At 38.8% G+C, this 24519-nt stretch carries 23 protein-coding genes and 1 pseudogene; 12 read left to right on the top strand and 12 right to left on the bottom strand.

Features of this window, described 5'->3' with window-relative positions:
* Positions 1-21: 21 nt before the first annotated feature.
* The 3 genes from ACOKFD_RS11545 to ACOKFD_RS11535 all read right to left on the bottom strand — a co-directional run bounded on the left by ACOKFD_RS11545 (position 22) and on the right by ACOKFD_RS11535 (position 5857).
* Positions 22-1392, bottom strand: coding sequence for an OmpA family protein (locus tag ACOKFD_RS11545; protein WP_422858069.1), 1371 nt, complete (start codon positions 1390-1392; stop codon positions 22-24).
* A gap of 113 nt (positions 1393-1505) precedes the next feature.
* Positions 1506-2699 carry a glycine C-acetyltransferase gene (gene kbl, locus ACOKFD_RS11540; protein WP_422858068.1) on the bottom strand — a complete coding sequence of 398 codons (1194 nt, stop codon included), beginning with the start codon at positions 2697-2699 and terminating at the stop codon, positions 1506-1508.
* A gap of 14 nt (positions 2700-2713) precedes the next feature.
* Entirely contained in the window at positions 2714-5857 is a 3144-nt protein-coding gene (locus ACOKFD_RS11535) for a UvrD-helicase domain-containing protein (RefSeq protein WP_422858067.1), read from the bottom strand.
* Positions 5858-5950: 93 nt separating this feature from the next.
* Here ACOKFD_RS11535 and ACOKFD_RS11530 point away from each other — a divergent pair, with 93 nt between their 5' ends.
* A complete protein-coding gene (locus ACOKFD_RS11530) occupies positions 5951-6559 on the top strand; it encodes a superoxide dismutase (RefSeq protein ID WP_422858066.1) in 609 nt (202 codons plus the stop codon).
* Between the two features lie 658 nt (positions 6560-7217).
* On the opposite strand, the gene ACOKFD_RS11525 is transcribed toward ACOKFD_RS11530, so the two are convergent.
* From ACOKFD_RS11525 to purN, 4 genes and pseudogenes are all read right to left on the bottom strand, one after another.
* Entirely contained in the window at positions 7218-9116 is a 1899-nt protein-coding gene (locus tag ACOKFD_RS11525) for an amidophosphoribosyltransferase (protein ID WP_298996373.1), read from the bottom strand.
* A 42-nt stretch (positions 9117-9158) separates the two neighbouring features.
* Positions 9159-10086 (bottom strand): annotated as a pseudogene (locus ACOKFD_RS11520) (PfkB family carbohydrate kinase).
* Positions 10087-10172: 86 nt separating this feature from the next.
* On the bottom strand, positions 10173-10814 hold the full coding sequence (locus tag ACOKFD_RS11515) for a viroplasmin family protein (protein WP_422858065.1): 642 nt from the start codon (positions 10812-10814) through the stop codon (positions 10173-10175).
* 1 nt (position 10815) lies between these two features.
* Complete coding sequence (gene purN / locus ACOKFD_RS11510) at positions 10816-11382, bottom strand: phosphoribosylglycinamide formyltransferase (RefSeq protein WP_422858064.1); 567 nt, start codon at positions 11380-11382, stop codon at positions 10816-10818.
* 160 nt (positions 11383-11542) lie between these two features.
* Between purN and ACOKFD_RS11505 the strand changes: the two genes are divergently transcribed.
* The 5 genes from ACOKFD_RS11505 (at position 11543) to pyk (ending at position 15892) form a co-directional block, all read left to right on the top strand.
* Positions 11543-11776: an acyl carrier protein gene (locus ACOKFD_RS11505; RefSeq protein ID WP_009778413.1), complete on the top strand. Its 234-nt coding sequence runs from the start codon at positions 11543-11545 to the stop codon at positions 11774-11776.
* Positions 11777-11875: 99 nt separating this feature from the next.
* A complete protein-coding gene (gene fabF / locus ACOKFD_RS11500) occupies positions 11876-13123 on the top strand; it encodes a beta-ketoacyl-ACP synthase II (RefSeq protein WP_422858063.1) in 1248 nt (415 codons plus the stop codon).
* A gap of 12 nt (positions 13124-13135) precedes the next feature.
* Entirely contained in the window at positions 13136-13873 is a 738-nt protein-coding gene (gene rnc / locus ACOKFD_RS11495; protein WP_298996389.1) for a ribonuclease III, read from the top strand.
* Between the two features lie 112 nt (positions 13874-13985).
* A complete protein-coding gene (locus ACOKFD_RS11490; RefSeq protein ID WP_422858062.1) occupies positions 13986-14447 on the top strand; it encodes an IPExxxVDY family protein in 462 nt (153 codons plus the stop codon).
* Between the two features lie 2 nt (positions 14448-14449).
* The gene (gene pyk / locus ACOKFD_RS11485; protein ID WP_422858061.1) at positions 14450-15892 is read left to right on the top strand and encodes a pyruvate kinase; all 1443 of its coding nucleotides are present in this window, start codon (positions 14450-14452) and stop codon (positions 15890-15892) included.
* 15 nt (positions 15893-15907) lie between these two features.
* On the opposite strand, the gene ACOKFD_RS11480 is transcribed toward pyk, so the two are convergent.
* Complete coding sequence (locus tag ACOKFD_RS11480; RefSeq protein WP_422858060.1) at positions 15908-16429, bottom strand: PAS domain-containing protein; 522 nt, start codon at positions 16427-16429, stop codon at positions 15908-15910.
* 168 nt (positions 16430-16597) lie between these two features.
* On the opposite strand from ACOKFD_RS11480, the gene ACOKFD_RS11475 reads away from it, so the two are divergent.
* The 3 genes from ACOKFD_RS11475 to ACOKFD_RS11465 all read left to right on the top strand — a co-directional run bounded on the left by ACOKFD_RS11475 (position 16598) and on the right by ACOKFD_RS11465 (position 18713).
* On the top strand, positions 16598-17452 hold the full coding sequence (locus ACOKFD_RS11475; protein ID WP_422858059.1) for a helix-turn-helix domain-containing protein: 855 nt from the start codon (positions 16598-16600) through the stop codon (positions 17450-17452).
* 285 nt (positions 17453-17737) lie between these two features.
* Positions 17738-18286 (top strand): carboxymuconolactone decarboxylase family protein, encoded by a 549-nt coding sequence (locus ACOKFD_RS11470; RefSeq protein WP_298996406.1) that lies wholly within the window; start codon positions 17738-17740, stop codon positions 18284-18286.
* 37 nt (positions 18287-18323) lie between these two features.
* Positions 18324-18713, top strand: a complete 390-nt coding sequence (locus ACOKFD_RS11465) for a cupredoxin domain-containing protein (RefSeq protein ID WP_422858058.1) — start codon at positions 18324-18326, stop codon at positions 18711-18713.
* Between the two features lie 53 nt (positions 18714-18766).
* On the opposite strand, the gene ACOKFD_RS11460 is transcribed toward ACOKFD_RS11465, so the two are convergent.
* Positions 18767-19348: a TetR/AcrR family transcriptional regulator gene (locus ACOKFD_RS11460; RefSeq protein WP_422858057.1), complete on the bottom strand. Its 582-nt coding sequence runs from the start codon at positions 19346-19348 to the stop codon at positions 18767-18769.
* A 202-nt stretch (positions 19349-19550) separates the two neighbouring features.
* Here ACOKFD_RS11460 and ACOKFD_RS11455 point away from each other — a divergent pair, with 202 nt between their 5' ends.
* Positions 19551-20006, top strand: coding sequence for a small multi-drug export protein (locus ACOKFD_RS11455; RefSeq protein WP_298996413.1), 456 nt, complete (start codon positions 19551-19553; stop codon positions 20004-20006).
* Position 20007: 1 nt separating this feature from the next.
* Here the strand turns inward: ACOKFD_RS11455 and dinB are convergent, their stop codons facing one another.
* Positions 20008-21117, bottom strand: a complete 1110-nt coding sequence (dinB, locus tag ACOKFD_RS11450; RefSeq protein ID WP_422858056.1) for a DNA polymerase IV — start codon at positions 21115-21117, stop codon at positions 20008-20010.
* 28 nt (positions 21118-21145) lie between these two features.
* Between dinB and ACOKFD_RS11445 the strand changes: the two genes are divergently transcribed.
* Together ACOKFD_RS11445 and ACOKFD_RS11440 are read left to right on the top strand one after the other, a co-directional pair.
* Positions 21146-21625 carry a CYTH domain-containing protein gene (locus ACOKFD_RS11445; RefSeq protein WP_422858055.1) on the top strand — a complete coding sequence of 160 codons (480 nt, stop codon included), beginning with the start codon at positions 21146-21148 and terminating at the stop codon, positions 21623-21625.
* Complete coding sequence (locus ACOKFD_RS11440) at positions 21613-22104, top strand: YciI family protein (RefSeq protein WP_422858054.1); 492 nt, start codon at positions 21613-21615, stop codon at positions 22102-22104. The genes ACOKFD_RS11445 and ACOKFD_RS11440 overlap by 13 nt, the downstream gene beginning before the upstream one ends.
* 5 nt (positions 22105-22109) lie before the next feature.
* On the opposite strand, the gene ACOKFD_RS11435 is transcribed toward ACOKFD_RS11440, so the two are convergent.
* Complete coding sequence (locus tag ACOKFD_RS11435; protein WP_422858053.1) at positions 22110-23237, bottom strand: permease; 1128 nt, start codon at positions 23235-23237, stop codon at positions 22110-22112.
* A 6-nt stretch (positions 23238-23243) separates the two neighbouring features.
* Positions 23244-24437: a pyridoxal phosphate-dependent aminotransferase gene (locus ACOKFD_RS11430; protein WP_422858052.1), complete on the bottom strand. Its 1194-nt coding sequence runs from the start codon at positions 24435-24437 to the stop codon at positions 23244-23246.
* Between the last annotated feature and the right edge of the window lie 82 nt (positions 24438-24519).

The following is a 24519-nucleotide window of genomic DNA, read 5'->3' as shown; positions in this document are numbered from 1 at the left end:
AAAAATTATTTTTCTACTTAATTATTTTACTAGGTTGATTTCAACCCTTCTGTTCTGTGTTCTACCAGATCTAGTGTTGTTGGTGGCAATTGGCTTGTCTTCACCATAACCAATAGCAGTCAATCTATCAGCACCAATTCCTTTGTCGATAAGGAAATCTCTAACAGAATTAGCACGCTCTTCTGAAAGTCTCTGGTTAGTTTTAGCACTACCTACACTATCAGTGTGGCCTTCAACAGTAAACTTAGCGTTAGGATATTCATTCAAAATTTGAATGATGTCTACCATTACTGAAGTTGACTCTGCTTTGATAGAAGATTTTCCTGTATCAAATAAGATAGTTCTAGCATAGTCATTCAATTGCTTCTGAACTTCTTCAGTAACTTCAGGACATCCATTGTTAGCAACAGTACCAGCTACGTCAGGACATTGGTCATCTTTATCCAATACACCGTCACCATCTTTATCTGGCCATGGGCATCCTTTGTTTTCAGCAGGACCTGCTTCGTTTGGACAAGCATCATCTTTGTCAGCTACACCATCGCCATCAGCATCAGGGCAACCGCTTAGTGCAGCTAAACCAGCTTCGTTTGGACAAGCATCATCTTTATCAGCAATGCCATCACCGTCAGAATCAGGACAACCGTTCATTTCAGCAGTACCTGCTTCGTTAGGACAGCTGTCTTTTCCATCTTCAATACCATCACCATCAGAATCAGGACAACCATTGAATTCAGGAAGACCAGCAACTTCAGGACAAGCATCGTCTCTGTCGTAGATACCGTCACCATCAGTGTCAGTTCCACCAAAACGAAGATTTATTCCTGCTAAGTGCTGAAAGTGAATAGGGATGTTATCTTCGAAAACATGCTTATACTGAGTTTGTAGCATAACCCCAATATTATCGGAGAACCAAATGTTAACACCGATACCTCCATTTACAGTACCTGCACCTATCTCATCAATCCAGGTATAACCACCACCTATTTCAGCAAAAGGATCAATAGTAGTGTTCTTTAGGAAATTGTATTTAATGGTACCGTCCACTGCGTAGAAAGACAAATCGTCAACTCTAACATCGCCTAGAGTTGATATTCTATTCAAAGAACCTCTAACACCAACAGAAAAACCATCGCCAATGTAACGACCTACAGAGACTGTGGATACCGAAGGCAAGATGTTCCAATGATCATTTGCATTAAAGTATTCGTCAAAAAGACCACCTGCTTGGAAACCGAAAGTAGTCAAGGCCTCTTCATCATTGGTAGGGAATACGTCAATCGCATTTATACCAAAACTAACTTGCCATGGATTATTTTCGTCTTGCGCTTGGATGTTGTTGAACCCTACAAATACAAGGGCAACAACCAATAATTTGCTCAGATGTTTCATGTTCAAAATTTTAAGTTTAAGTGTTTATCAGCTGCAAATGTAAGTTGTTAAGAACTATTAACAAAATCAATTTTTCATTTTTTTTAACGCTTTAGATAGATAAAATACTACTGTTAAACGATTTTTAGTTCTTTGCCCACTTTTATAAATGCGGCTATTGCTCTATCTAAATGTTCTTTTGTATGTGCCGCGGACAATTGTACTCGTATCCGAGCTTTTCCTTTGGGGACCACCGGATAAAAGAACCCTATAACATAAATACCTTCTTCCAAGAGCATGTCTGCCATCTGTTGGGACAACTTGGCGTCGTACAACATTACCGGTACGATTGCCGAATCACCATCAACAATGTCAAACCCTGCATTCTTTAGTCCTTCTTTAAAATAGGCTGTGTTGTCGTGCAATTTGTCCCTGAGCGAAGTATCGTTGGACAAAAGCTGAAATACTTTTATTGAAGCACCAACAATTGCGGGTGCCAAAGAATTGGAAAATAAATAAGGCCGCGACCGTTGGCGGAGCATCTCTATGATTTCTTTTTTCCCAGTGGTATAGCCTCCCATAGCTCCACCTAAGGCTTTGCCCAGTGTACCAGTAATAATGTCAATTCTATCCAAAACACCTTTCTCTTCTAAAGTTCCCCTTCCAGTTTCACCTATAAATCCGGCAGAATGACATTCATCTATCATAACCATGGCATCGTATTTTTCAGCCAAATCACAAATCTCATCCAAGGGGGCAAGTAAACCATCCATGGAAAATACCCCATCGGTAACAATGATTTTAAATCGAGCGCCGTCTGCTTGACTCTGCTTGAGTTGAACCTCTAAATCGGCCATGTCATTGTTGGCATATCGATATCGTTTTGCTTTGCATAGTCTAACACCATCAATTATTGATGCATGGTTGAGCGAATCTGATATAATGGCATCTTCTGCAGTGAGCAAGGGTTCAAAGACCCCTCCATTGGCATCAAAAGCGGCTGCGTACAATATGGTATCTTCGGTACTGTAAAAGTTAGCAATTTCTTCTTCCAATTGTTTGTGGATATCCTGTGTGCCACAAATAAATCTTACGGAAGACATTCCGAATCCGTGAGAGTCCAAAGTATCTTTTGCAGCTTGGACCACTTCAGGGTGAGATGATAAGCCCAAATAGTTGTTGGCACAAAAATTAATTACCTCTTGCCCAGTCGATATTTTTATCACCGCATCCTGGGGAGATGTGATAATGCGTTCCTTTTTAAACAATCCAGCCTCTTTTATAGATTCAAGTTCTTGGGCTAGATGAGTTTTAATTTTTCCGTACATGGTAGTTTTATAGTTTAAAGGAAGAGCGGTTGAATCTCTTCACCAATGTATACAATAATAGTGTTCTTAACCGAGAATCCCATAAGTTTTAGCACTTCACTGTATTTTGCTATTTGGGCATTATGCTTAGGACTTGGGTTGCCTGTTTTAAAATCTATTACAACAGCTTCATTTTCCAAAAGTGCAATTTTATCAGGGCGAAGTTTTTGACCGTCCGATGTTAGAATCTCTTGTTCATTATATATGGTATACTTTTTCGAGAAATAAGGTGTAATTAATGGATGTGCTACTGTTTCTTCTATGTATTTGGAAACTTTTTCAAAATCGTAAGTCTGAAAAACCGCCTCTAGTTCCAGTTGCTCTAGAACCACGGACATATCTTCCTGATAGGTAATTTTTGATAAGGCATAATGGATTAGGTTTCCAAGTTCAATGGCCTCGCCTACCTCTGTGCCCCACAACTGACCCTGTATGGTAGCAATCGAAAAATCATCGTCAAGTAAAGGCCGGGTAATGTATGGAATGTTATAGTCTCTATGACTTTGTGCTAAAACTGTATCCGAAGGTTCGGGTAGCTCGCCAAAACCATACTCGTACTTTTCTTCGTCATATAAATTTTTCTCTTGTAAATAGTATTGGAGGAGTTGAGCATAGGAACTGATATTTTCCAGCGCCAGGGCCGGCTTCACTTTTTCAGTTACAATGTAAAGCACTTTTTCAGCTCTTGTAAGCGCCACATACAATACGTTCATTGCATCCATCTGGGTTTTGTGCTCTTCTTCCAAATAGGCCTTTTGGACGTTTTCAGGATACATTTGCATATCTGCTGTTACGTTCATCAATACATTTTCGAGGTTTAGATTTAAGTCTAAGCCTTCAGAGTTTGCCCAGATTTTTTTTCTCTTATCATTGAGTTTGGAATTTGCAAAGGGATATATAACCACAGGAAATTCTAATCCCTTTGACTTATGTATGGTCATTATTTTTACTGCATCTATAGAATCGGGTGCAGCAACTGAAAGAGATTCTTTTTTATGCTCCCAATGTTCTATGAACGCAGAGATACTGGGTCCATTTTTTCTTTCTACCTCAAGCACTTCATCCATTAAAAAGGTAATGTAAGCTTCAGAACCTTCAGAAAGGCCAAATTGTAAAATGGCATGCTCCAATACTTCAAATACAGATTTATTTGAAAGGGCTTCAAGTACAAGGCCATATTCATCTGATAGGAGAGTGCTTAGTGAATCAATGTGGTCAGCAATAAAATCATGCTTGTGCCCTGCTTTTTTCAAATCGAATAAAAAGGATAATACTTCGTAACTGTAGTTTTTATCTTTTGGATTATCTATTGCTCGCAATAATGAGATTAAAAAAATTACAATCGTATTCTGGGAAAGTAAAAGTGAATCTGAAGATATTATAGGGATGTTCCGTTCAGAAAGATAATTGGCCAAAAGTGCTCCTTTGATGTTATCTCTGACCAAAATACAGAGGTCTTGATAATTGTAACCATTCGAAATTAAATCCAAAACAATATCCAAGACCCTATTGCAATACTGTTTGTCCTTTTCTTCTGAGGTATTCTCTATAATCGAGATATTCACATAGCCACCAGAGGAACCGTTAGTTTTTTGAACACAGCTTTTTAGAAACAGATCTCGATACGAATCATTTTTGAGAATATTGGCAGAAAAGGAAAAGAACGCATTATTGAAATTGATGATTTCCGAGAAGCTTCTCCAATTGGTGTCCAATTGAGCTATTTGCGGATTGATTACAAAAGGATTGCCCTGAGAATCCAAAAGGTTAAGGAACTGTTCCGTGTTTCCCCCTCGCCAGCGATAAATGGCCTGTTTTACATCGCCAACTAGAAACAATGAACCCTGTCTTTCCTGCTCTCCTTGGCCTTCCAGCGCATTTGAGATAAGAGGCACCAAGTTTTCCCATTGCATTTTGGATGTGTCTTGAAACTCATCTATAAAATAATGGCGGTATTTTTCACCAAGTCGTTCATAAATAAAAGGAACGGGTTGATTTTTGATTTCTTTAGAAATCAGCTGATTTAAGGCGGAAATAGGAATCGTGTCATTTTCTTCCTCCAGTCTTTTTATCTCTCTGGATATTTCATTGAGAACAGTCAGTGGAACAATATTGGAGTAGATATTTTTGAGAAATCCTCTGTTATAAATTGCCTTTTTTATGGAGATAAAGTATTCGAATAAAAACGAAGTAAGTCCAGAGGCATCCCTTGGGTCATTTGCTTTAAGAACTTTGCCTTGGATTAAGTTCTCCTCCAGTTTATTGTTGTACAAGGCTTTTGGTGTGTGTTCACCTTCTGCAATTCTTTTAAAATGATTTGGCAATGTCTTTCTTGGGAAATCTTCCGGGAGAAAGCCAAGCGCCTCAATTCTTTTGAGCACAAGTTCGGCCATACCAACAATCTCTTTTTCAAGCTTGGCAATGTGTGAACCGATTTGGGATTGTGTTTTTTTAAAGTCAGCTATGGAGTTTCCTTTTAATCCTTCCAAATGGGAGAAATGATTTTCCTGAAACAGTAGCTTACCGCTCTCCATTAAATCATAGACAATGTTCCAACTCTTGTTTTCTTCAATTTTTTCCAACGAAAAATCCAATAGAGCTCGGGTCAAGTCTTTATTTTCCCCGGTACGTTCCAGTAAATTGGAGATTGCTTTATCCAAAAGGATATCCATGTTCAATTCAACTTCAAAGTTTTGCGAGAGTTTAAGGTCTCTGGCAAAGGTCTTTATCAGTTTGTGGTTGAACTTATCAATTGTGGAAATTTCGAAAAAAGCATAGTTGTGCAGGATTTGTTTTAAGATGTAGGCACATCGCTTTTGCATTTGTTGGGGGCTAAGCGCGATTTCCATGCAGAGCTCTTTGAACATATCGCTTTCATTTTTCAGGATATCGGGTTGCGAGAACGTAAAAAGACTATCCAGGATTCTAGATTTCATCTCACCGACCGCCTTGTTTGTAAAGGTAATGGCCAACATTCTCTTGAAGCGGGTAGAAGAATTTCCCGAAAGCAATAATTGAAGGTATTTTTTGGTCAACGAATACGTTTTGCCAGAACCAGCAGAAGCATTATAAATGGCAAAGTTGGAATCCTTCAAAAGTTTTTTTTGCAAATTACGCATAACCCTTCTTAACTTAATATGGGATTATCATTAAATAGACGATAAAACCGTATTTTTACAGGAAGCAATTAATAACTTAAAAATGATATAATTATGGCTTTTGAATTACCTAATTTGTCCTATGCGTATGATGCACTGGAGCCTCATATAGACGCCCGCACTATGGAAATCCACCATACAAAACATCATAATGGCTATACCACAAAACTGAATGCTGCTATTGCAGGAACTGATATGGATGGCAAGAGCATTGAAGATATTTTATCCGGTTTGGATATGTCCAATGGAGCAGTAAGAAATAATGGAGGTGGTTTCTATAATCACTGTTTGTTCTGGGAAGTGATGTCGCCCAATGGTGGGGGAGCACCTTCTGGAGATTTGGCAGCCGCGATTGATGAGGCCTTTGGTTCTTTTGATGCATTTAAAGACAAATTCAGTTCTGCTGCTGGAACCCGATTTGGCTCCGGATGGGCTTGGCTTTGTGTTCATAAAGGTGGCAAACTAGAAGTATGTTCCACACCAAATCAAGATAACCCCTTGATGCCTGATGCCGGATGCGGAGGATACCCAATTTTAGCGTTGGATGTTTGGGAACACGCATACTATTTAAATTACCAGAACAGAAGACCAGACTACGTTTCAGCTTTTTTCAATGTAATTAATTGGGACAAGGTTTCTGAGCACTACAATGCCAACAAATAAGAAGTATTAAGCATACTTTTTTAAAAAATTTAGCCCGATAGTCGTATGATTATCGGGCTTTTTTTGTGCTTAAATGGTATAAATAGAAAAGAGCGGGAAAGCTCCCGCCCTTTTCGTCCCAAATCTTACCATAAACTTAACCTACTTATGCTATGGCAAAACTAAATTACTGGTATTGTGAGAAATAACAAAAGTTTTTAAAGAAATTTTTGATTTGAAGAATGAAAAACGGAAGAGGAAAAGCCTTAAAACCTTGGGGTTCAAACAAAAAGAAGGCAGAACATTGTTCTGCCTTCTTACCCCAAATCTTACCATGAACTTAACCTACTTATGCTATGGTTCTCCAAATGTAGTGTGACACTATTGTTGATGAAAAGCTTTTAGATGAAACCCCAGTAATTTGGTTGAATTACCATATCTGCGGAGAGATGACACGAATGGCAGGGAAAAGGACTACGAAGAAAAAAGAAAGATGACCGGAAAATAAAAAAGGTGGAAAATTTTCCACCTTTTTTGCCCCAAATCTTACCATGAACTTAACCTACTTATGCTATGGCAACACTAAAGTAGGTTTGACATTTACCTGATTACCAAAAACCCGTTGATATGCAGGTTTCATCGACGAAATGCACACATTAACTTATTGTTAAATGAAGGATCAATAGGCCCTTTCATTTTTACCCTCGTAGAAATTGATAAAAGCTCTGTTTACCACTTTATTTCCACCTGGGGTAGGATAATCTCCAGTGAAGTACCAATCTCCTAAATTTTTCGGGCAAGCTTTGTGAAGATTATCAATGCCTTGGTAAATGATTTCCACCTCTGCCTTAACAGCTTCGGGTTTCAATATTTCTCCAATTTTCTTGGAAATCTCTTGGGGACTGAAAGGAGCATAGAACTCCTTTACATGGTTGATAGCGTCGGTATCATTGGAATTTTTCTGATGTATACATTTTTGATAAATAGAATCAACGATGGACATGGTACCACGATCTTTATGCAATTCCAGCGCAGCTCTAAAGGCTACAAAATCTTCCAATTTTGCCATATCAATGCCATAGCAATCCGGATATCGTATTTGAGGAGCCGAAGAGACTACAACAATCTTTTTTGGATTCAATCTGTCCAATATCTTTAAGATGCTCTTTTTTAATGTGGTACCGCGAACAATGCTGTCGTCAATAATAACAAGATTGTCATTTGGTTTCACGGAACCATATGAAATGTCATAGACATGCGTAACTAAATCGTCCCTACTGCTATCTTGGGTAATAAAGGTTCTGAGCTTTGCATCTTTAATGGCTACTTTTTCAATACGAGGTCGTACTTCTAAAATTTCATTAAGCTTTTCCCGTGAAATATTGTTTCCCAAAGATAAAATCTGTTCTTCCTTTTTACGGTTCAAATAATTCTGGGCCTCTTTGACCATTCCCAGAAAAGAAGTTTCTGCGGTATTGGGTATGTAAGAAAAAACAGTATTTGTCAAATCATCATTAATGGTCTTCAAAATCTGAGGAAAAACAAGTTTGCCCAGCATCTTTCGTTCTTGATAGATTTCTTGATCACTCCCCCTTGAAAAATAAATGCGCTCAAAAGAACAAGCCTTCCTCTCTTTAGGTTCAATTATTTGCTCTAGGTGCACACTTCCCTTTTTCTTTATTATTATAGCATGCCCTGGGCTCAACTCTTCTACTTTGTCAAAAGGAACGTTGAATACAGTTTGTATAGCGGGTCTTTCAGAAGCAACCACTACTACCTCATCATCTTTATAATAATACGCGGGACGAATACCAGCAGGGTCCCTAAAAACAAAAGCATCACCATGGCCTAACAATCCCGCCATGGCATAACCACCATCCCAATTTTTGGAAGATTTGCGTAGTATTTTGGCAACATTGAGGCGCTTGGCAATAATGGGAGAAGCCTCTCTTTTGGTTACACCCTCTTTCTTGATATCCTTATATATTTTGGCTACAGCATCATCCAAAAAATGACCAATTTTCTCCATTACGGTTATGGTATCCGCCAATTCTTTCGGATGTTGCCCCAATTCAACAAGGTTTTCGAAAAGCTCGGTAACATTTGTCATATTGAAGTTTCCAGCTACAATTAGGTTACGATGCATCCAATTGTTCTGCCTTAAAAAGGGGTGTACGCTTTCAATACTGTTTTTTCCAAATGTGCCATAGCGAACATGTCCTAGGAGAAGTTCTCCGATATAAGGGATGTTCTTTTTTTGCATTTGCACATCATCTTCGAACTCTGGATGTTGTGCCAGCACGTTATTTATACGGTCATTGATTTGGGCAAAAATGTCTTGGATGGGTTGTTGCTGTACGGACCGAACCCTGCTCATGTAACGTTCGCCTGGGTTCATATCCAATTTTATACTCGCAAATCCAGCACCATCTTGTCCTCGATTGTGCTGTTTTTCCATCATAAGGTACATTTTGTTTACTCCATAAAAAGCGGTACCATATTTCTCTTTATAGTATTCTAGAGGTTTAAGCAAACGGATCAGTGATATTCCGCATTCGTGCTTAATAGGATCACTCATAGCAAAAAAATAAAAAGGCCCTGAAATTCTTCAGGGCCACACTTAAGTTAGTTCTATATTAAATTGTGTCAATTCCTTAAACTGTCCTAAACGTTGGTCTATTTCATGCGGTTTTAAATCCAGCATGCGTTCCGTACCAAAACGCTCTACGCAGAACGATGCCAAATTGGAGCCCTGAATAATGGCATTTTTCAAACTTTCAAATGAAATGTTCTTTGCCTGCGCCAAATATCCTGCAAACCCTCCAGCAAAAGTGTCTCCTGCTCCGGTTGGAATCAAAAACTTCTTCCAAAGGAAGGGCAGGGGCAAAAAAGATATGTTCTTTATGAAAAAGAAGTGCTCCATGTTCTCCTTTTTTGATAACCACATATTTGGGGCCCATTTCTTGGATTTTGGTTGCAGCTCTTACCAAAGAATGCTCTCCGGTTAGCTGTCTGGCCTCTTCATCATTTATTGTAATGACATCAATTAGTTTGATGACTTCCATTAATTCATCCCAGGTATTGTCCATCCAAAAATTCATGGTATCCAGAATGGTTAGCTTTGGTCGTTCATTCATTTGTTGGATTACACCAAGCTGGATACTGGGATGCAGGTTGCCCAACATGACCACTTCCGCATCTTTATAGTCTTCTGGTACTATTGGATTGAAATCTGCCAATGTATTTAATTCCGTTACCAAGGTGTCCCGGGAATTAAGGTCATTATGATACTTTCCTTTCCAGTAAAAGGTTTTTCCACCTTGTACAACTTCTACTCCGGAAATATCAATGTTTCTCTCCTTTAAAAGGGCGAGATATTCTTCTGGTAAATCTTCCCCTACAACGGAAACTACACCTGCATCAACTTTAAATTGACTGGCTGCCAATCCAATAAACGTAGCGGCACCACCCAATATTTTTCCCGTTTTTCCAAAAGGGGTCTCTATTTCATCAAAAGCGATTGACCCAACAATCAATAATTTGCCCATTCACAAAATTTTGCTGCAAATATACGGTTACATATGGCATTTGAAACATAGACAAACCGATTTGGTAAAAGGTGCATGATTTGTCATTATTTCCTTCCATAATCTGCTGGAATTTCTCCCCATGCTTTGGTCTCCCATTTAACAATCGGGGTATTGTATCTATTTTTTTTGAGCCATTCTTCTGCGCGCTCAATAAGCTCAAATAGTTGGGTGTTTTTTGAATTCCTCTTTAATTTAGTCCCACACTTTTTCTTTCTTACCCATCCTATGGCGATGCGCGAATCGGAGTAAATGATTCGGCTGCTTTTGTTTTTTTTGAGGAAGGCCAACCCATGCACCAATGCCAAAAACTCTCCTATATTATTGGTCCCTTGATTATAAGGACCTTGTTTAAAAAGTACTTTTTTGGTTTTGGTATCTACACCTTGATATTCCATTCTTCCTGGATTTCCACTTGAAGCAGCATCTACAGAAATAGAATTGTAGTTGGGGTCACCAATTTTTAAGAGTTCTTCTGGAGTCAACTCTTTCTTGCCTTTTGTCTTTGAACTCCCTTTATATTCTAGATAGTTACTGTTAAAAGCCTTTTTGGCCTCGACAAATTCTGAAAAGGACTTATACTGAGCTCCTTTATAGCCTTCAATCTGAGCTTTGCAATCGTCCCAAGACTCATAGATTCCTGGTTTTTTGCCTTTCCATACCACGTAGAACTTCTTCTTTTTAGCCATTTTAGTTCTCTAGCAGTTTTTCAATAACCTTGGGGAAATGCTCATATTCTAATTCATGAACTTTATTTGCTATGGTTTCAACATCGTCTGAGGGTTCTACTGCAACTTTAGCCTGATGGATAATGTCGCCTTCGTCATAATTTTCATTCACATAGTGAATGGTTATTCCAGTTTCCGTTTCGTTGTTTGTTTTTACTGCACTATGCACATGATTTCCATACATGCCCTTACCTCCATATTTAGGCAGAAGCGCGGGGTGAATATTAATAATCTTCTTGGGGAAGGCTTTGACTATATTTAAGGGTATTTTCCAAAGGAAACCAGCTAAAACTATAATATCAGGATTTAAAGACTGTAGCAAGTTTGCCACCGCATCCGAATTTGAAAACGCCGTTTTGTTGAAATAAAACGCAGGAATTTTAAGTCTATTGGCACGTTCCAGTACTTTGGCTGTATTCTTATTGGTTAAAATGGCAGCAATCTTTACGCCGTCGTTATCGGCAAAATAGGTAGAAATTTGTTCGGCATTGGAACCACTGCCAGAAGCAAGAATAACTATTCGTTTCATCTAAATAAGTACAATTTTGAGTGGGCAAAGTTCAAAAGGCTAAAGTAACGTTCTCATTTGTAAGAAGTTCTATTTGGACACATTTTATCGACAAATAGTGTATTTAATCCAAAGTTTTATATTTTTGCCAACGATTTAAATTTTTAAAACCAATATAATTATGTCAGACATTGCATCAAGAGTTAAGGCTATCATCGTTGATAAACTAGGTGTAGATGAGAATGAAGTGGTAGCTGAAGCTAGCTTCACCAACGATTTAGGTGCGGATTCCTTGGATACTGTTGAGCTTATCATGGAGTTTGAGAAAGAATTTGACATCCAAATACCTGATGACCAAGCTGAAAATATTGCTACTGTTGGTCAAGCCATTAGCTACATAGAAGAAGCTAAATAATTTATGATATTTTATCAAATGATGTAAATTATCCATGCGATATCAATCGCATGGATAATTTTTTTTTAATTTAGGTTTTTAAGGGTAAAACATAGTTCAATGCAGTTAAAGCGTGTAGTAGTTACCGGAATGGGGGCACTGACTCCCATAGGTAATAATTTGGAAGCTTATTGGGAAGGACTAAAGAACGGCGTAAGCGGTTCTGCGCCCATTACATATTTTGATACAGAAAAGTTCAAGACCAAATTTGCTTGCGAACTAAAAGGATATAATCCACAGGATTTTTTTGACCGAAAGGAAGCGAGAAAACTGGATCGTTTTGCTCAGTACGCTTTGGTTTCTTCGGATGAAGCTATCCAAGATTCAGGAATTAACCTTGACGAGGTGGATAAATTTAGGGTAGGTGTTGTCTGGGGCGCTGGAATTGGAGGGCTTGAAACTTTTCAGAACGAGGTTATAGGCTATGCCAACGGAGATGGAACCCCAAGATTCAATCCTTTCTTTATTCCCAAGATGATTGCGGATATTGCCCCGGGTAATATTTCCATCAAACATGGATTTATGGGACCAAACTATACAACGGTCTCAGCTTGTGCTTCATCGGCCAATGCACTTATTGATGCGCTAAACTATATCCGTCTGGGGCATTGTGATGTTATAGTTACTGGAGGTAGTGAAGCGGCTGTTACCATTGCCGGTATGGGAGGGTTTAATGCCATGCATGCACTTTCTACCAGAAACAATAGCCCTGAAACAGCTTCCAGACCTTTTGATGCTACAAGAGATGGTTTTGTTTTAGGAGAGGGAGCCGGAGCACTTATCTTGGAAGAATATGAACATGCCAAGGCACGTGGGGCCAAAATATATGCCGAAGTATTAGGGGGAGGACTTTCAAGCGATGCCCACCACATGACGGCACCGCACCCTGAAGGAATTGGTGTGGTTAGAGTTATGGAAAACTGTTTGGAAAATGCAGGATTGAAACCTGAAGATGTAGATGCTATTAATACGCATGGGACATCAACACCATTAGGGGACGTGGCTGAGTTGAAAGCAATTTCCAAGGTTTTCGGAGCTCATGCTTCCAACATCAACATCAATTCGACCAAATCCATGACAGGACACCTGCTGGGTGCTGCTGGTGCCATTGAGGCCATTGCATCAATTTTGGCAATAGAACATGGAATAGTTCCACCAACCATAAACCACAGTGTGGTAGATGAGCAAATTGATGCTTCTCTTAATCTTACGCTGAACAAAGCCCAAGAGCGTGATGTTAAGATTGCCATGAGCAATACTTTTGGTTTTGGAGGACATAATGCCTGCGTACTTTTTAAAAAAATATAGGATAGTCCGGACATGAGATTAACGTCAAAAATATTTAACTCCCCACCGAAAACGGATGGGGATTTTTTTTTGGCGATGAAAAACATTTTGGGATTTAAACCAAAGAATACAGAAATCTTCAAGAGAGCCTTTCTTCATAGATCCATGAACATAAAAGATGAAGCAGGGAATCCCAAGAATTACGAGAGGCTTGAGTTTTTGGGAGATGCTATGTTGGGCACCATCATTTCAAAACATTTATACAAAGAGGTTCCTGAGGGCGACGAAGGGTATTTAACAAAAATGCGGTCAAAAATAGTAAGCCGAAAACATCTGAATGAATTAGGAAAAGACTTGGGATTGTTAGAACATGTGGAAAGCCGAATTCCCAAATCCCATTTTGGCGATAACATTCATGGTAATGTTTTTGAAGCCCTGGTGGGCGCCATTTATCTAGACAGGGGTTACAGTTATTGCGAACGATTTATCTATGACCGTGTCATCAATCCTTATGTGGATATTGAACAGTTGGAGGGAAAAGTGATCAGTTACAAAAGCTTGGTGATAGAATGGTGCCAAAAACAAAAAAAATCCTTCAACTACGAAGTGTATGAAGATACCGGCAATGATGAATACAAACATTTTGCGGTAAAACTTACCATAGGGGACAAGATTTTGGCCAAGGCTAGGGCCACTTCCAAAAAGAAGGCAGAAGAGAAAGCATCCAAACGTGCATATTTTGCACTTCAGAGCCGTATGGATGTATCGTAACTTTAAAAAAAGGTAAACTCAAACGTTTTCGTGATTTTTTCCCCGCATTGCCTTTATACATGGCTAGGCTGTATTGGGTATTAAGAGTATATTTACATTTCGCGTTAAGGACATGTCAGCCACCCGAAAAATAATAGAGGCATATTATGATGATGATTTTCAGTTGATTGCCATCCGCAGTGGTTTGGATGATTTTTCATTGGCCTATGCATTGAACAATGGTTGTGACCTGCGGTTGAAGAGAACTCAAAATGACCTAAACTATGGTAGCGATCTCTCATTTTCCATATTTGATTGGGAAGACGAAATCAATCAAAATTATTGGGTACTCTTTACGAACACTTGTGAACAAGAGATAGGAATTTCTGAAGGCCTGTTCGCGAATGATGTTTCCCAAAAGACAGACTTTTTGGTATCGGAACACAAAGAGGTGGATTATTTTTTAAGAATTGACACGGACGACATGAGAATAAGAGACAATATAGTTAAGGTCATAAATGCTATGCCCAATATAGTAACCGCTTATTCCATAGACCCTAACGCATTAAAATCAAAAAGCAATTTAATCTTTTAGGAATGCCGACAAGAAAGAAGACCAAAGTTGTAGCAACATTAGGTCCTGCCACGAGCAAGAAAGAAACACTAAAGCAGATGATATTGGCTGGTGTTGATGTGTTTAGAATTAATTTCTCTCACGCATCGCATGATGATGTTGCCGAACGCATCAAAATGATACGCGAACTGAATGATGAACTCGATATAAACACCTCAATATTGGCGGATTTACAAGGCCCAAAATTGAGGGTTGGTGTTATGGGAGGTGAAGCCGTAGTGGCTCCGGGAGATACCGTTAAGTTTGCAACAGGTGAACCCTTTGAAGGCAGTGCAGAACGGGTTTATATGAATTATGCCAGTTTCCCCAAAGATGTAAAACCTGGCGAAAGGATACTTCTTGATGATGGTAAGTTAATCTTTGAGGTGAAATCCACCAACGGAGAAGACGAAGTAATCACGGAGGTTATCCAAGGAGGTCCCTTAAAATCCAAGAAAGGGGTGAATTTACCCAATACAGCCATTTCGCTTCCTGCACTTACAGAAAAGGATATTGTGGATGCCATTTTTGCAATCTCCCAAGATGTAGATTGGATTGCACTCTCATTTGTGAGACACAGTCAAGATTTAATCGATTTACAAAACCTGATCAACCAGCATTCCGAGCATAAAATTCCAATAGTAGCTAAAATAGAAAAGCCTGAGGCCGTTGATAATATCGATAAAATCGTGGCATATTGCGATGGTTTGATGGTGGCTCGTGGTGATTTGGGAGTAGAAGTTCCTGCCCATGAAGTGCCTTTGATTCAAAAGCAATTGGTGTTGCGTGCAAAAAAAGCAAGGATCCCCGTAATCATAGCTACCCAGATGATGGAGACCATGATTACCAGCTTAACACCAACACGCGCTGAGGTAAACGATGTCGCGAATTCGGTTATGGATGGAGCAGATGCAGTAATGCTTTCTGGAGAGACATCCGTAGGAAATTATCCCGTTCAGGTTATTGAAAAAATGTCCAGTATTTTGTTGAGTGTTGAAGGTTCTGCGTTAATCAACGTTCCGCAGACTCCCCCGCATATCAGAACTAAAAGATATATTACAAAATCTGTATGCTACCATGCAGCGTTAATGGCCAACGAGATACAGGCACAGGCCATATCCACTCTTACCAATAGTGGATATACAGCGTTTCAAATATCGGCTTGGAGGCCCAGTGCACATATATTGGTATTTACCTCAAACAGAAGGATACTCACCCAGTTGAATTTGTTATGGGGAGTAAAGGCCTTTTACTATGACAAATATGTTACCACGGATGAAACCATTGAGGACGTGAACAACATTGCTTGTAAGAAAGGGTTTTTAGATGTTGGGGATATGCTGATAAGCTTAGCTGCTATGCCTATTAAAGACAAGGGTATGGTAAACACATTGAGGGTTACGGAAATAGAGAGCTGTCCCGTTTAAGCGACTAGTAATTAATTAGGCAACCTCTTTTTCAAAAGCAATAAAGTTAACAACCTTACCTTTTCTATTGAATATAGGTTGGCCCTTTATCCAACAATTATAGGTAGAGCCATTTTTACGGTAATTGGTAATGGTGGCCTCAAAAGGCATTAGCTGTCTAATTGCCGCAGATATTTGCTTAGAAGTATCTTTACAGGTTTCTTCTCCTTGGAACATCTTTGGTTTGTTTCCAACTATCTCCTCAGGAGAATACCCATTCATGGAAAAAATGTTTTGGGTTGCATATACAATGTTCAACTGAGGGTCAGTTACTACCACAACATGCTCTTTATCCAAAATCTCTTCACGCAGCGGAAGACCTTCCTTCCAATCCTGTTGTCTGGCCAAATGGGTCAGACTTTTTATATCATTTAGGTTTTTGCAAACCTTATTAAAGTGCTGTGCGTAGATATCCAATGAGCTCAAAGGATAACTGTTCACTTCTAAATTTCCGTAGAACTTGCTCAGTGCTTCGTCGTAAAATTTGGTACTTTCCATGCTCAATACTATAAAAAGTTTAATTCGTGCAGAAATCTAAATAATATATTAACATTTCTGTTTGATCATTTTAGCAAAATTGGCTATAAAAAACTTGTAAGCATCAACAAGAAATACAGACAAACTGTAATAAATTCAAGGTTTTTCCAAACATTAAACAAAACTATTATGGACAAGAAATACGAGTATAAAGATTCAAAATTAGGGTCCATAATTGGTTTTACAGACAACATTCAAAGGAATATTGATCACTTTTCCATTACTGAAAACACCATCAAATTTTTGTGGAACAGAAATGATAAAGCTGTTAACCTTACCGTGGATAACATCCCAATTCAATTGGGATCCAACCATGTAATGACTATTACCTATTTGCACAATGTTTCCTTTGAAAAATCCCAACTTCCACTTACTGGTATTTTGTTCAATAGGGAATTCTATTGTATAGCAGACCACGATAGTGAAGTGTCCTGCAACGGAATTTTGTTTTTTGGAACCCAGGATATACCTATTATTGCCGTCAAGGAAGATCAGAAAAGGAAATTTGACTTATGGCACGAAGTTTTTACCGAAGAATTTGGGACTCCCGATAACATTCAAGGAGATATGCTTCAAATGTTATTGAAGAGATTAATTATTATGAGTACCCGTTTGGCCAAGGAGCAGCTAATAGTGAAAACCTTGAACAATGAGCAAATTGATACCATAAGAAAGTTCAATTTCCTGGTTGATTTACATTATAGGAGTAAAAGAAAGGTTAGTGAATATGCCGAACTCTTATTCAAATCCCCTAAAACCCTTTCCAACCTATTTTCCATCTACAACCAAAAGCCGCCTCAACAAATTATTTTGGACCGTATTGCTCTCGAAGCGAAGAGGATGATGCATTTTACGGACAAACAGAATCAGGAAATAGCATATGAATTGGGGTTCAACGACCCCGCGCATTTTAGCAAATTCTTCAAGAAAATGACGCACATGACCCCTTCGGAGTACCGAGAAAACAAGATAATCGCTGCCTAAGGGAAATTTAGACAAGCAGTCGGGAAATTGTTGCTAACACCGGCGCTGGCTTTCATCGCATCTTTGCCATGTAATTAAAAGAAAGGTAAAAATGAAAGCATCAGAAAAGTCAATTTTCAACTTAATAGAGATTTTCGGGAGTAACAGAAAGTCTGAGCTCGAAACCATATCACCCAAAACACATTGTGAGCAAAAACATCATCATGATTTTTATTGTGATGCTGAAAAGCCCTTTGTATCAAATATTCAATTTTAAACAATAACACATTTATAATTATTACCATTATGAGCAATTTTAATGTACCCACTAGAGAAGAAGTTAGCAGTAACAATCAAGCTATATTCGATAATTTGGAAAAAGCTGTTGGCTTTGTTCCCAATCTTTTTGCAACCTATGCACATTCTGAAAATGCATTAGGAAACTATTTGACATTATCCAATGCCAAGACTTCTTTGAATGCCAAACAAAAAGAAGTAGTAAACCTAGCAGTAAGCCAAGTAAACAACTGTATCTATTGTTTGTCCGCCCACACAGCCATCGGGAAAATGAATGGTTTCACAGACGAGCAAATTCTTGAACTAAGAGCAGGCGAGGCATCTTTTGACAATAAATTGGATGCTTTGGCAAGATTGGCCAGAAACATTACAGAAAATAGAGGTGCTACAGATGCTGATGTCGTGGATAACTTCTTGAATGTCGGATGGACCAAAGAGAACTTGATTGATACGATTGTTTTGGTGGGAGATAAAACCATCTCCAATTACATCCATAGCACTACCCAAGTACCTGTAGATTTTCCAGTAGCACAACCTTTGGAAGCAACAACAGTATAATTCTGAAAAGATAAAACCCAATTTAAATAATAGAAAAATGAAAAACGCAATTTTAGTTTTAGCATTCGCATTCGGAGCTCTTTTTACAGCTGAGGCGCAAGATGCAATGAAGGACAAAGCCGTTAAAACCATCTCATTGGAACAGACTTCTGGTGAATTTACCCAGAAACAAATTACAGTTTCGGAAGGAACTTATGTTTTTGACATTTCCAATAATGGTGTAGGTCATGATGTCGGTTTTGTATTAGTAAAGAAAGGATTGGATGTCAGCAAACCTGAAAACCATATTCAAACAGCTTATGTGACGCAACCTGTAAAAACAGGAGCTTCTCAAACATCAAAAGCTACTAAACTGGAAAAGGGAGAGTATGTTTACTTCTGTCCTTTAAACCCAACTTCTACCGACAATACGTTGATAGTAAAATAAGTAAACTAAGGTTTTTAGTTTGGAAAGGCGCGCCCACTATGGGTGCGCTTTTTTTATGATTTCAATTCCAAGTTGGCAAAAAAAGAAGGAGCGATGGTCTTAGCTAAGTAAATAGGCCAGGCATTTTTGTGCAAATAGGCTTCTGTAATGGCACTATCATACAACATATATATCCCACCAGAAACCTTTTCCACTTCGGCTTTGGAAACATTATGGATGTTTTCCAATACGATATCCCCTAAATAAAGCAACAACTCCTTTTTGTGCTTTTGGATGGTTGAAAAAATACGCTTCTGTTTAGGAGAGAGCTCACCTAGGGTTTTTAGGGCCCAGCATCCGAAAAAAGTGTCCTCTCTATACAAATCCGTTAAGTAATCAAAGATGGCCAAAAGTTGGTTCTTGCCTTTTTTTCTTCGACTCACATACTGTTTCAAATCGTCTAGAAATTCTTCATGCCTTTGAGTCAGATAGGCTATGCAAATATCTTCTTTGGATTTAAAGTGACTGTACAGCGTAGCTTTCGCAATACCACACTTGCTTATTATTTCATTAATACCTGTGGAGTTATATCCATTTGTATAAAACAAGTCCCCCGCAGTAGAGATGATTTTTTCATGTAAGGTTGATTTCTGCATGGCATAAAGATAAAAAAGACAAGCCTGCTTTCTACATTCTTAGGCCTCTATGAACCTATGGATACTTTCTAAAAGGAAATAAGAGGGGTGCATAACTTAGAAGTTTATTTGTTTTACCCAACAAACTTTATGCTTTTTTTAGTGTTTTTATAAAAAGAAAAAGGGTTTTCGGAGGTATTTTTGCAATTCAAAAAAAAGCGCAGTGATACTGGATTTGATAATGGCCATGTTGTGGAGCCTATCTCCATTTGGAGAGGCAAAGGTGGGTATACCTTTTGGCATCATGAAAGGACTCAATCAATATGTCGTATTCATTTTTTGTTTTCTAGCAAACATTGCAGTATTCCCTTTGATGATGTTTTTCTTGGATAAAATCAATCGCTATTTTTTGAAGTGGAGATTCTATAAAAAATCCGCACTTTTCATTGCGAAAAGGGCCAAAACCGGTTCGGGCAATAAAATTGAAAGGTTTGGTTTCTTGGGCTTGGTACTATTTGTTATGATTCCCTTGCCTGGTACTGGAGTGTATGCAGGAAGTATTGCATCGTATCTGTTCAAAATTGAAAGAAAGCAAGCGTTTTTAGCGAATACAACCGGAATTTTTTTCTCATCACTAATTGTTTGGCTGATTGCAGTTTTCTCAACCAATGGGGTTTGACCTAAAAATCAAAGCGCAGCTGTACCAGAATTTCGTCTTTCTCCTTCTTTTCTTCTTCCGCCTGTTCCTTTTCAGTATTTAGGTTGCCCAAAGAAATCCCCAACAATCGAACAGAGTCCTTAAGAGGGGCTTGGTACAACAGCTCTTTGGCTGTTTCCAGTATTAGACTCTTGTTGGAAATATAATAAGGGATGGTCTTGCTTCGAGTATTTAGCGTAAAATCACTGTATTTTATTTTTAAGGTTACCGTTTTACCTGCTATTTTAGATTTTTGAAGCCTTCTTTCAAGTTCTGTAGCGATATTTTCGAGTCTTTCCAACATAAAAATCTCGCTGCTCAGGTTTTCAGAGAAAGTACGTTCGGCACCAACAGATTTTGGAATCCGATGCGGTTTAACTTCACTGGTATGGATACCTCTTACCACATGGTAATAATATCGTCCACTTTTTCCGAAGGTTTCATCCAAAAACTCCAATGATTTTTGTTTCAGGTCACTTCCAGTAAAGATGCCGAGCTTGTACATTTTTTCTGCCGTGACTTTCCCCACCCCGTAGAACTTTCGGATATCCAAGTTTTCAAGAAAGGTGATAACTTCCTCAGGGTTGATGGTTTTTTGGCCGTTGGGTTTGTTGATATCGCTAGCAACCTTGGCAATGAATTTGTTGATTGAAATTCCAGCAGAGGCGTTCAATCCAGTTTTATCCAATATTTTTTGGCGAATCTCTTTGGCAATCAAGGTAGCTGAGGGGTTGCCTTTTTTGTTTTGGGTAACATCCAGATAGGCTTCATCCAAGGAGAGAGGCTCCACCAAATCGGTATACTCAAAAAAGATGTCGCGTATTTGAAGCGATATTTCTTTGTACCGGTCAAAACGAGGTCTAACAAAAATAAGGTCAGGACAGTTTTTCTTTGCAATATAACCGGACATGGCACTTCGTACTCCAAACTTGCGGGCTTCATAGCTCGCTGCAGAGACAACACCTCTTTTGGACCCTCCACCTACCGCAACAGGTTTCCCTTTCAATTCAGGATTGTCATGTTGCTCAACAGATGCATAAAATGCATCCATATCTACATGGATTATCTTGCGTAATGGAAAATCAAAGGCCACACTCAAATTTATGGCTATATTTAATAGAATGGAACATTTGGAAATTGAACGCAAGTTTTTAGTGAAATCCCATGAATACAGAAAACAGGCTTTATCAAAAACTAGAATTGTGCAGGGCTTTCTGAACACCCATCCAGAGAGAACCGTTCGCGTTCGTGTAATAGGAGAAATTGGTTTTTTGACTGTAAAGGGAAAATCCAATGTTTCAGGAACCTCAAGATATGAGTGGGAAAAGGAAATTGAAAAAGAGGAAGCACTCTCTCTAATGGAACTGTGTGAACCAGGAATTATAGACAAATATCGGTATGAAGTTGATTTTGAAGGAAAGCTTTTTGAGATTGATGAGTTTGCTGGAGATAATGCAGGATTGGTTATTGCTGAAATCGAGCTGAAAGACGAAAACGAAACCTTTGAAAAGCCAAGATGGTTAGGAGAGGAGGTCACTGGAAAGGTGGCATACTATAATTCTCAACTTATTCAAAAACCGTACAACCAATGGAAAATATAAGAATTCTATGTTTTTTGGCATGTTTTATTGTCTTTTCCTGCAAGCAGGAAGTAACTCCTAAACCCTTGGTAGAAGAGGTGCCCAAAGAGGAAAGTACTTCAGAATTGAAAGCGAAATTGACCAATGAGGGGTATCAGATTTTCAATTTTGTAGATGAGGAGACCAAGGACACCATTTTGATGCAACAGTATTTTATGGCCTTTTTAAAGACGGGTCCTAATAGAAATCAAAGCAAATCGGAATTGGACAGTTTGCAAATATTGCACTTGACTCATCTTAAAAGAATGTATGACGAAGGCTATGCTGATATTTCAGGTCCTTTTGGAGACGATGGAGAAATGCGGGGGATAACCATTTATAATGTACCCACCTTAAAAATGGCAGATAGTCTAGCAAATCTAGACCCCATGGTGAAGGCCGGGAGGTTAGAGATAGAAGTGCATCCATGGTGGGCTGCAAAAGGCTATCCGTTAAGATAGTGCCATCAAATATGTTTGGGCGCAGTTCTTTTTATCTTCGCTTTACCTATTTTAGGGAGTGATACCTTTTTGTTCAATCCATTCAAAATTGGATAAATTAAACCCATGGCAAACAGTACTCCGCCAACAAGTAAGATATTAATATTGGTGGCAAAGAAAGCTCCTGTGTTTAATACTCCAAGAATTAGAACGGTTGATAATGGAAAGGAAAGCGCCAAAATGTTGAGGGCAAAATCGCTATCAAAAGTACGTTTTTGGGTGTCTTCAATTTCAAGATGTTCCACTGCGGAAATATGGGCGTAGGGCCAAAAGCTACATGAGCTCAAACCAAAAGCCAACAATAAAAGAATGTTTTCCACGGATTGTAATTCGGAAAATAAGATAAAGATTCCTCCCAAAACAAATACCAGCCCTGCACGAATACACAACATGGAAAACACTTGAAAAAACTGTTTTCTTTTGAGTTTGATTCCCAATCCAATGAACAACAGAACCAACGGAGTCATAATCAGGCTTAATTTTTTCAGGATGTCACTGAACAGAACAGGTAAAGTATCCATAGTAAACCCAAACACCAGTAGTATTAGAGCTGCAATTATAAAAATGTTTACCGGCTCCGAAACCAACACCTTCAATAAAGACATCAATTTCCCATTACCTTTCTTGGCCTTACTTCTAGACTGATAGTGCCAATTCATGGCAACTACGTAAAGAATGACCAGCACAAAGATTTTGTTTCCCAAATCGGCCATGGCTACTTTGGCCAAAGCATTTTCGCCTAAGAATTCGAGCACAAATGGGAAACATGAAAGACCCGGAGCCAGCGAAGGGATAAGCAGCCTTGCGGTTCTGAACTCTGGGGAATCTTTTTCTATACCCACCAACGGAAGGACAAACGGGATTGCAAGAAACAAAACTACGTTGAGCGCTAAGGCCATGATTGGAAGGAACAATAGGCTCCATTCCACTTTCACACCCAATAAGGCAATAAAAATTGTGGCAGGCAATGCTAGGTTCAAAATGATTGCCTTTATGCCACTGCGTTCATCCTTGGATTTGATTTTGTTTTTTAGAAAAACACCTATAAGGATAAAGCATACAAACGTAATGGTCTTGTATAATCCGGAGTCCATGAAACGCTAGACTAGAACTTTAGAGATTGCGTCTGTAAAAAGTTTCATTTCATCCATGGTACCCATACTTACTCGGCACCAATCTTTATCCATAAAATGAAATGCCCTTACGCCAACTTTTAAGTCGGTCATTTTCTCCAGAAAGTCTTTTCCAGCCATTTCAATAGGGAATATCATGAAGCTGGTATGGGATTTTACGTAATCGAAGCCCATCGAATCTAAGCTAGAATACACATATTCTCTACATTTTGCATTTAACTCTCTTGAACTGTCCAAAAAAGATGTATCGTCCATTGCGGCGATTGCTGCAAATACGGAGGGATACGAAATTCCCATTCCACCTCTGGTTATTTTCTGCAGTTGACCTAAAGTTGATTCCTGACCTACAATATATCCTACGCGCAATCCGGCCATTCCGTGAATTTTGGAAAATGTGCGAGCAATGATTACGTTTTTCCCTTCATTGATTAGGGAAACCATACTTTTCTTTAAACCTTCTCCCATAAAAGCCAGATAGGCTTCGTCCAAAAAAATTGGAACCTTTTCGGAGACTCTGGAACAAAAATCAACCATCTCTTCGTGATTGGTAATAGTACCTGTAGGATTGTTGGGATTACAGATGTAAACCAATTTCGTATCCGAGTCAACAGCGGCCTCCATAGCTTTTAGGTCATGAGACCAATCCTTCTTTAGTGGAACGGGCTTCCAAGTGGCACCTACGGATTCTGCTACTCGTATCAGTGACATATATGCAGGATCGGCAGAGACTACATTTCCACCATTCATAAACAATACCATAGCGGTTTTTTCCAAAAGGTCGGACGAACCTGGCCCCATCATTATATTCTTTGCACTTACTCCCTCAAAGTCAGCTATTTTATCAACCAATTGAAAGAGTTCTTTCCATGCGTACCTATTACCACCGGATGCTGCATTTTTAAATGCTTCCAAAGCTTTTGGTGATGGCCCATAAGGATTTTCGTTTGCATTTAATTTGGCTTCAAAAGCAGGAAACTCCCTAACCTCTTTAGGAAGGTATTCCTTAAAGAAAGGGCTATAAATGGCATCCCCATTTGTATCTAGAACCAATGGAGCTTTAAGATTTTCAGAATACCCCAAGTAAGGCGTGGCAAGAATTCCTCCGGCCGTAATGGCACCTTTTTTGAGCCAATCTCTTCTGGAAATGTTTTTGGTGGTCATACGTGGTGTTTTTTGAATTAGCAATCACCTCTAAATTAATAGCTTAGGCAATTGTATCCTATGACAAATCCATAAAAATCAG

It is taken from the genome of Flagellimonas ulvae, from assembly GCF_049333175.1.
GTDB lineage: Bacteria > Bacteroidota > Bacteroidia > Flavobacteriales > Flavobacteriaceae > Flagellimonas.
The sequence above is the reverse complement of the archived record's forward strand: the minus strand, read 5'-3'. Positions and strand labels throughout refer to the sequence as shown.

Coding starts and splice junctions, on each gene's coding strand:
- ACOKFD_RS11545 (WP_422858069.1), bottom strand. CDS start 1,392: ATGAAACATCTGAGCAAATTATTGGTTGTTGCCCTTGTATTTGTAGGG.
- kbl (WP_422858068.1), bottom strand. CDS start 2,699: ATGTACGGAAAAATTAAAACTCATCTAGCCCAAGAACTTGAATCTATA.
- ACOKFD_RS11535 (WP_422858067.1), bottom strand. CDS start 5,857: ATGCGTAATTTGCAAAAAAAACTTTTGAAGGATTCCAACTTTGCCATT.
- ACOKFD_RS11530 (WP_422858066.1), top strand. CDS start 5,951: ATGGCTTTTGAATTACCTAATTTGTCCTATGCGTATGATGCACTGGAG.
- ACOKFD_RS11525 (WP_298996373.1), bottom strand. CDS start 9,116: ATGAGTGATCCTATTAAGCACGAATGCGGAATATCACTGATCCGTTTG.
- ACOKFD_RS11515 (WP_422858065.1), bottom strand. CDS start 10,814: ATGGCTAAAAAGAAGAAGTTCTACGTGGTATGGAAAGGCAAAAAACCA.
- purN (WP_422858064.1), bottom strand. CDS start 11,382: ATGAAACGAATAGTTATTCTTGCTTCTGGCAGTGGTTCCAATGCCGAA.
- ACOKFD_RS11505 (WP_009778413.1), top strand. CDS start 11,543: ATGTCAGACATTGCATCAAGAGTTAAGGCTATCATCGTTGATAAACTA.
- fabF (WP_422858063.1), top strand. CDS start 11,876: ATGCAGTTAAAGCGTGTAGTAGTTACCGGAATGGGGGCACTGACTCCC.
- rnc (WP_298996389.1), top strand. CDS start 13,136: ATGAGATTAACGTCAAAAATATTTAACTCCCCACCGAAAACGGATGGG.
- ACOKFD_RS11490 (WP_422858062.1), top strand. CDS start 13,986: ATGTCAGCCACCCGAAAAATAATAGAGGCATATTATGATGATGATTTT.
- pyk (WP_422858061.1), top strand. CDS start 14,450: ATGCCGACAAGAAAGAAGACCAAAGTTGTAGCAACATTAGGTCCTGCC.
- ACOKFD_RS11480 (WP_422858060.1), bottom strand. CDS start 16,429: ATGGAAAGTACCAAATTTTACGACGAAGCACTGAGCAAGTTCTACGGA.
- ACOKFD_RS11475 (WP_422858059.1), top strand. CDS start 16,598: ATGGACAAGAAATACGAGTATAAAGATTCAAAATTAGGGTCCATAATT.
- ACOKFD_RS11470 (WP_298996406.1), top strand. CDS start 17,738: ATGAGCAATTTTAATGTACCCACTAGAGAAGAAGTTAGCAGTAACAAT.
- ACOKFD_RS11465 (WP_422858058.1), top strand. CDS start 18,324: ATGAAAAACGCAATTTTAGTTTTAGCATTCGCATTCGGAGCTCTTTTT.
- ACOKFD_RS11460 (WP_422858057.1), bottom strand. CDS start 19,348: ATGCAGAAATCAACCTTACATGAAAAAATCATCTCTACTGCGGGGGAC.
- ACOKFD_RS11445 (WP_422858055.1), top strand. CDS start 21,146: ATGGAACATTTGGAAATTGAACGCAAGTTTTTAGTGAAATCCCATGAA.
- ACOKFD_RS11440 (WP_422858054.1), top strand. CDS start 21,613: ATGGAAAATATAAGAATTCTATGTTTTTTGGCATGTTTTATTGTCTTT.
- ACOKFD_RS11435 (WP_422858053.1), bottom strand. CDS start 23,237: ATGGACTCCGGATTATACAAGACCATTACGTTTGTATGCTTTATCCTT.
- ACOKFD_RS11430 (WP_422858052.1), bottom strand. CDS start 24,437: ATGACCACCAAAAACATTTCCAGAAGAGATTGGCTCAAAAAAGGTGCC.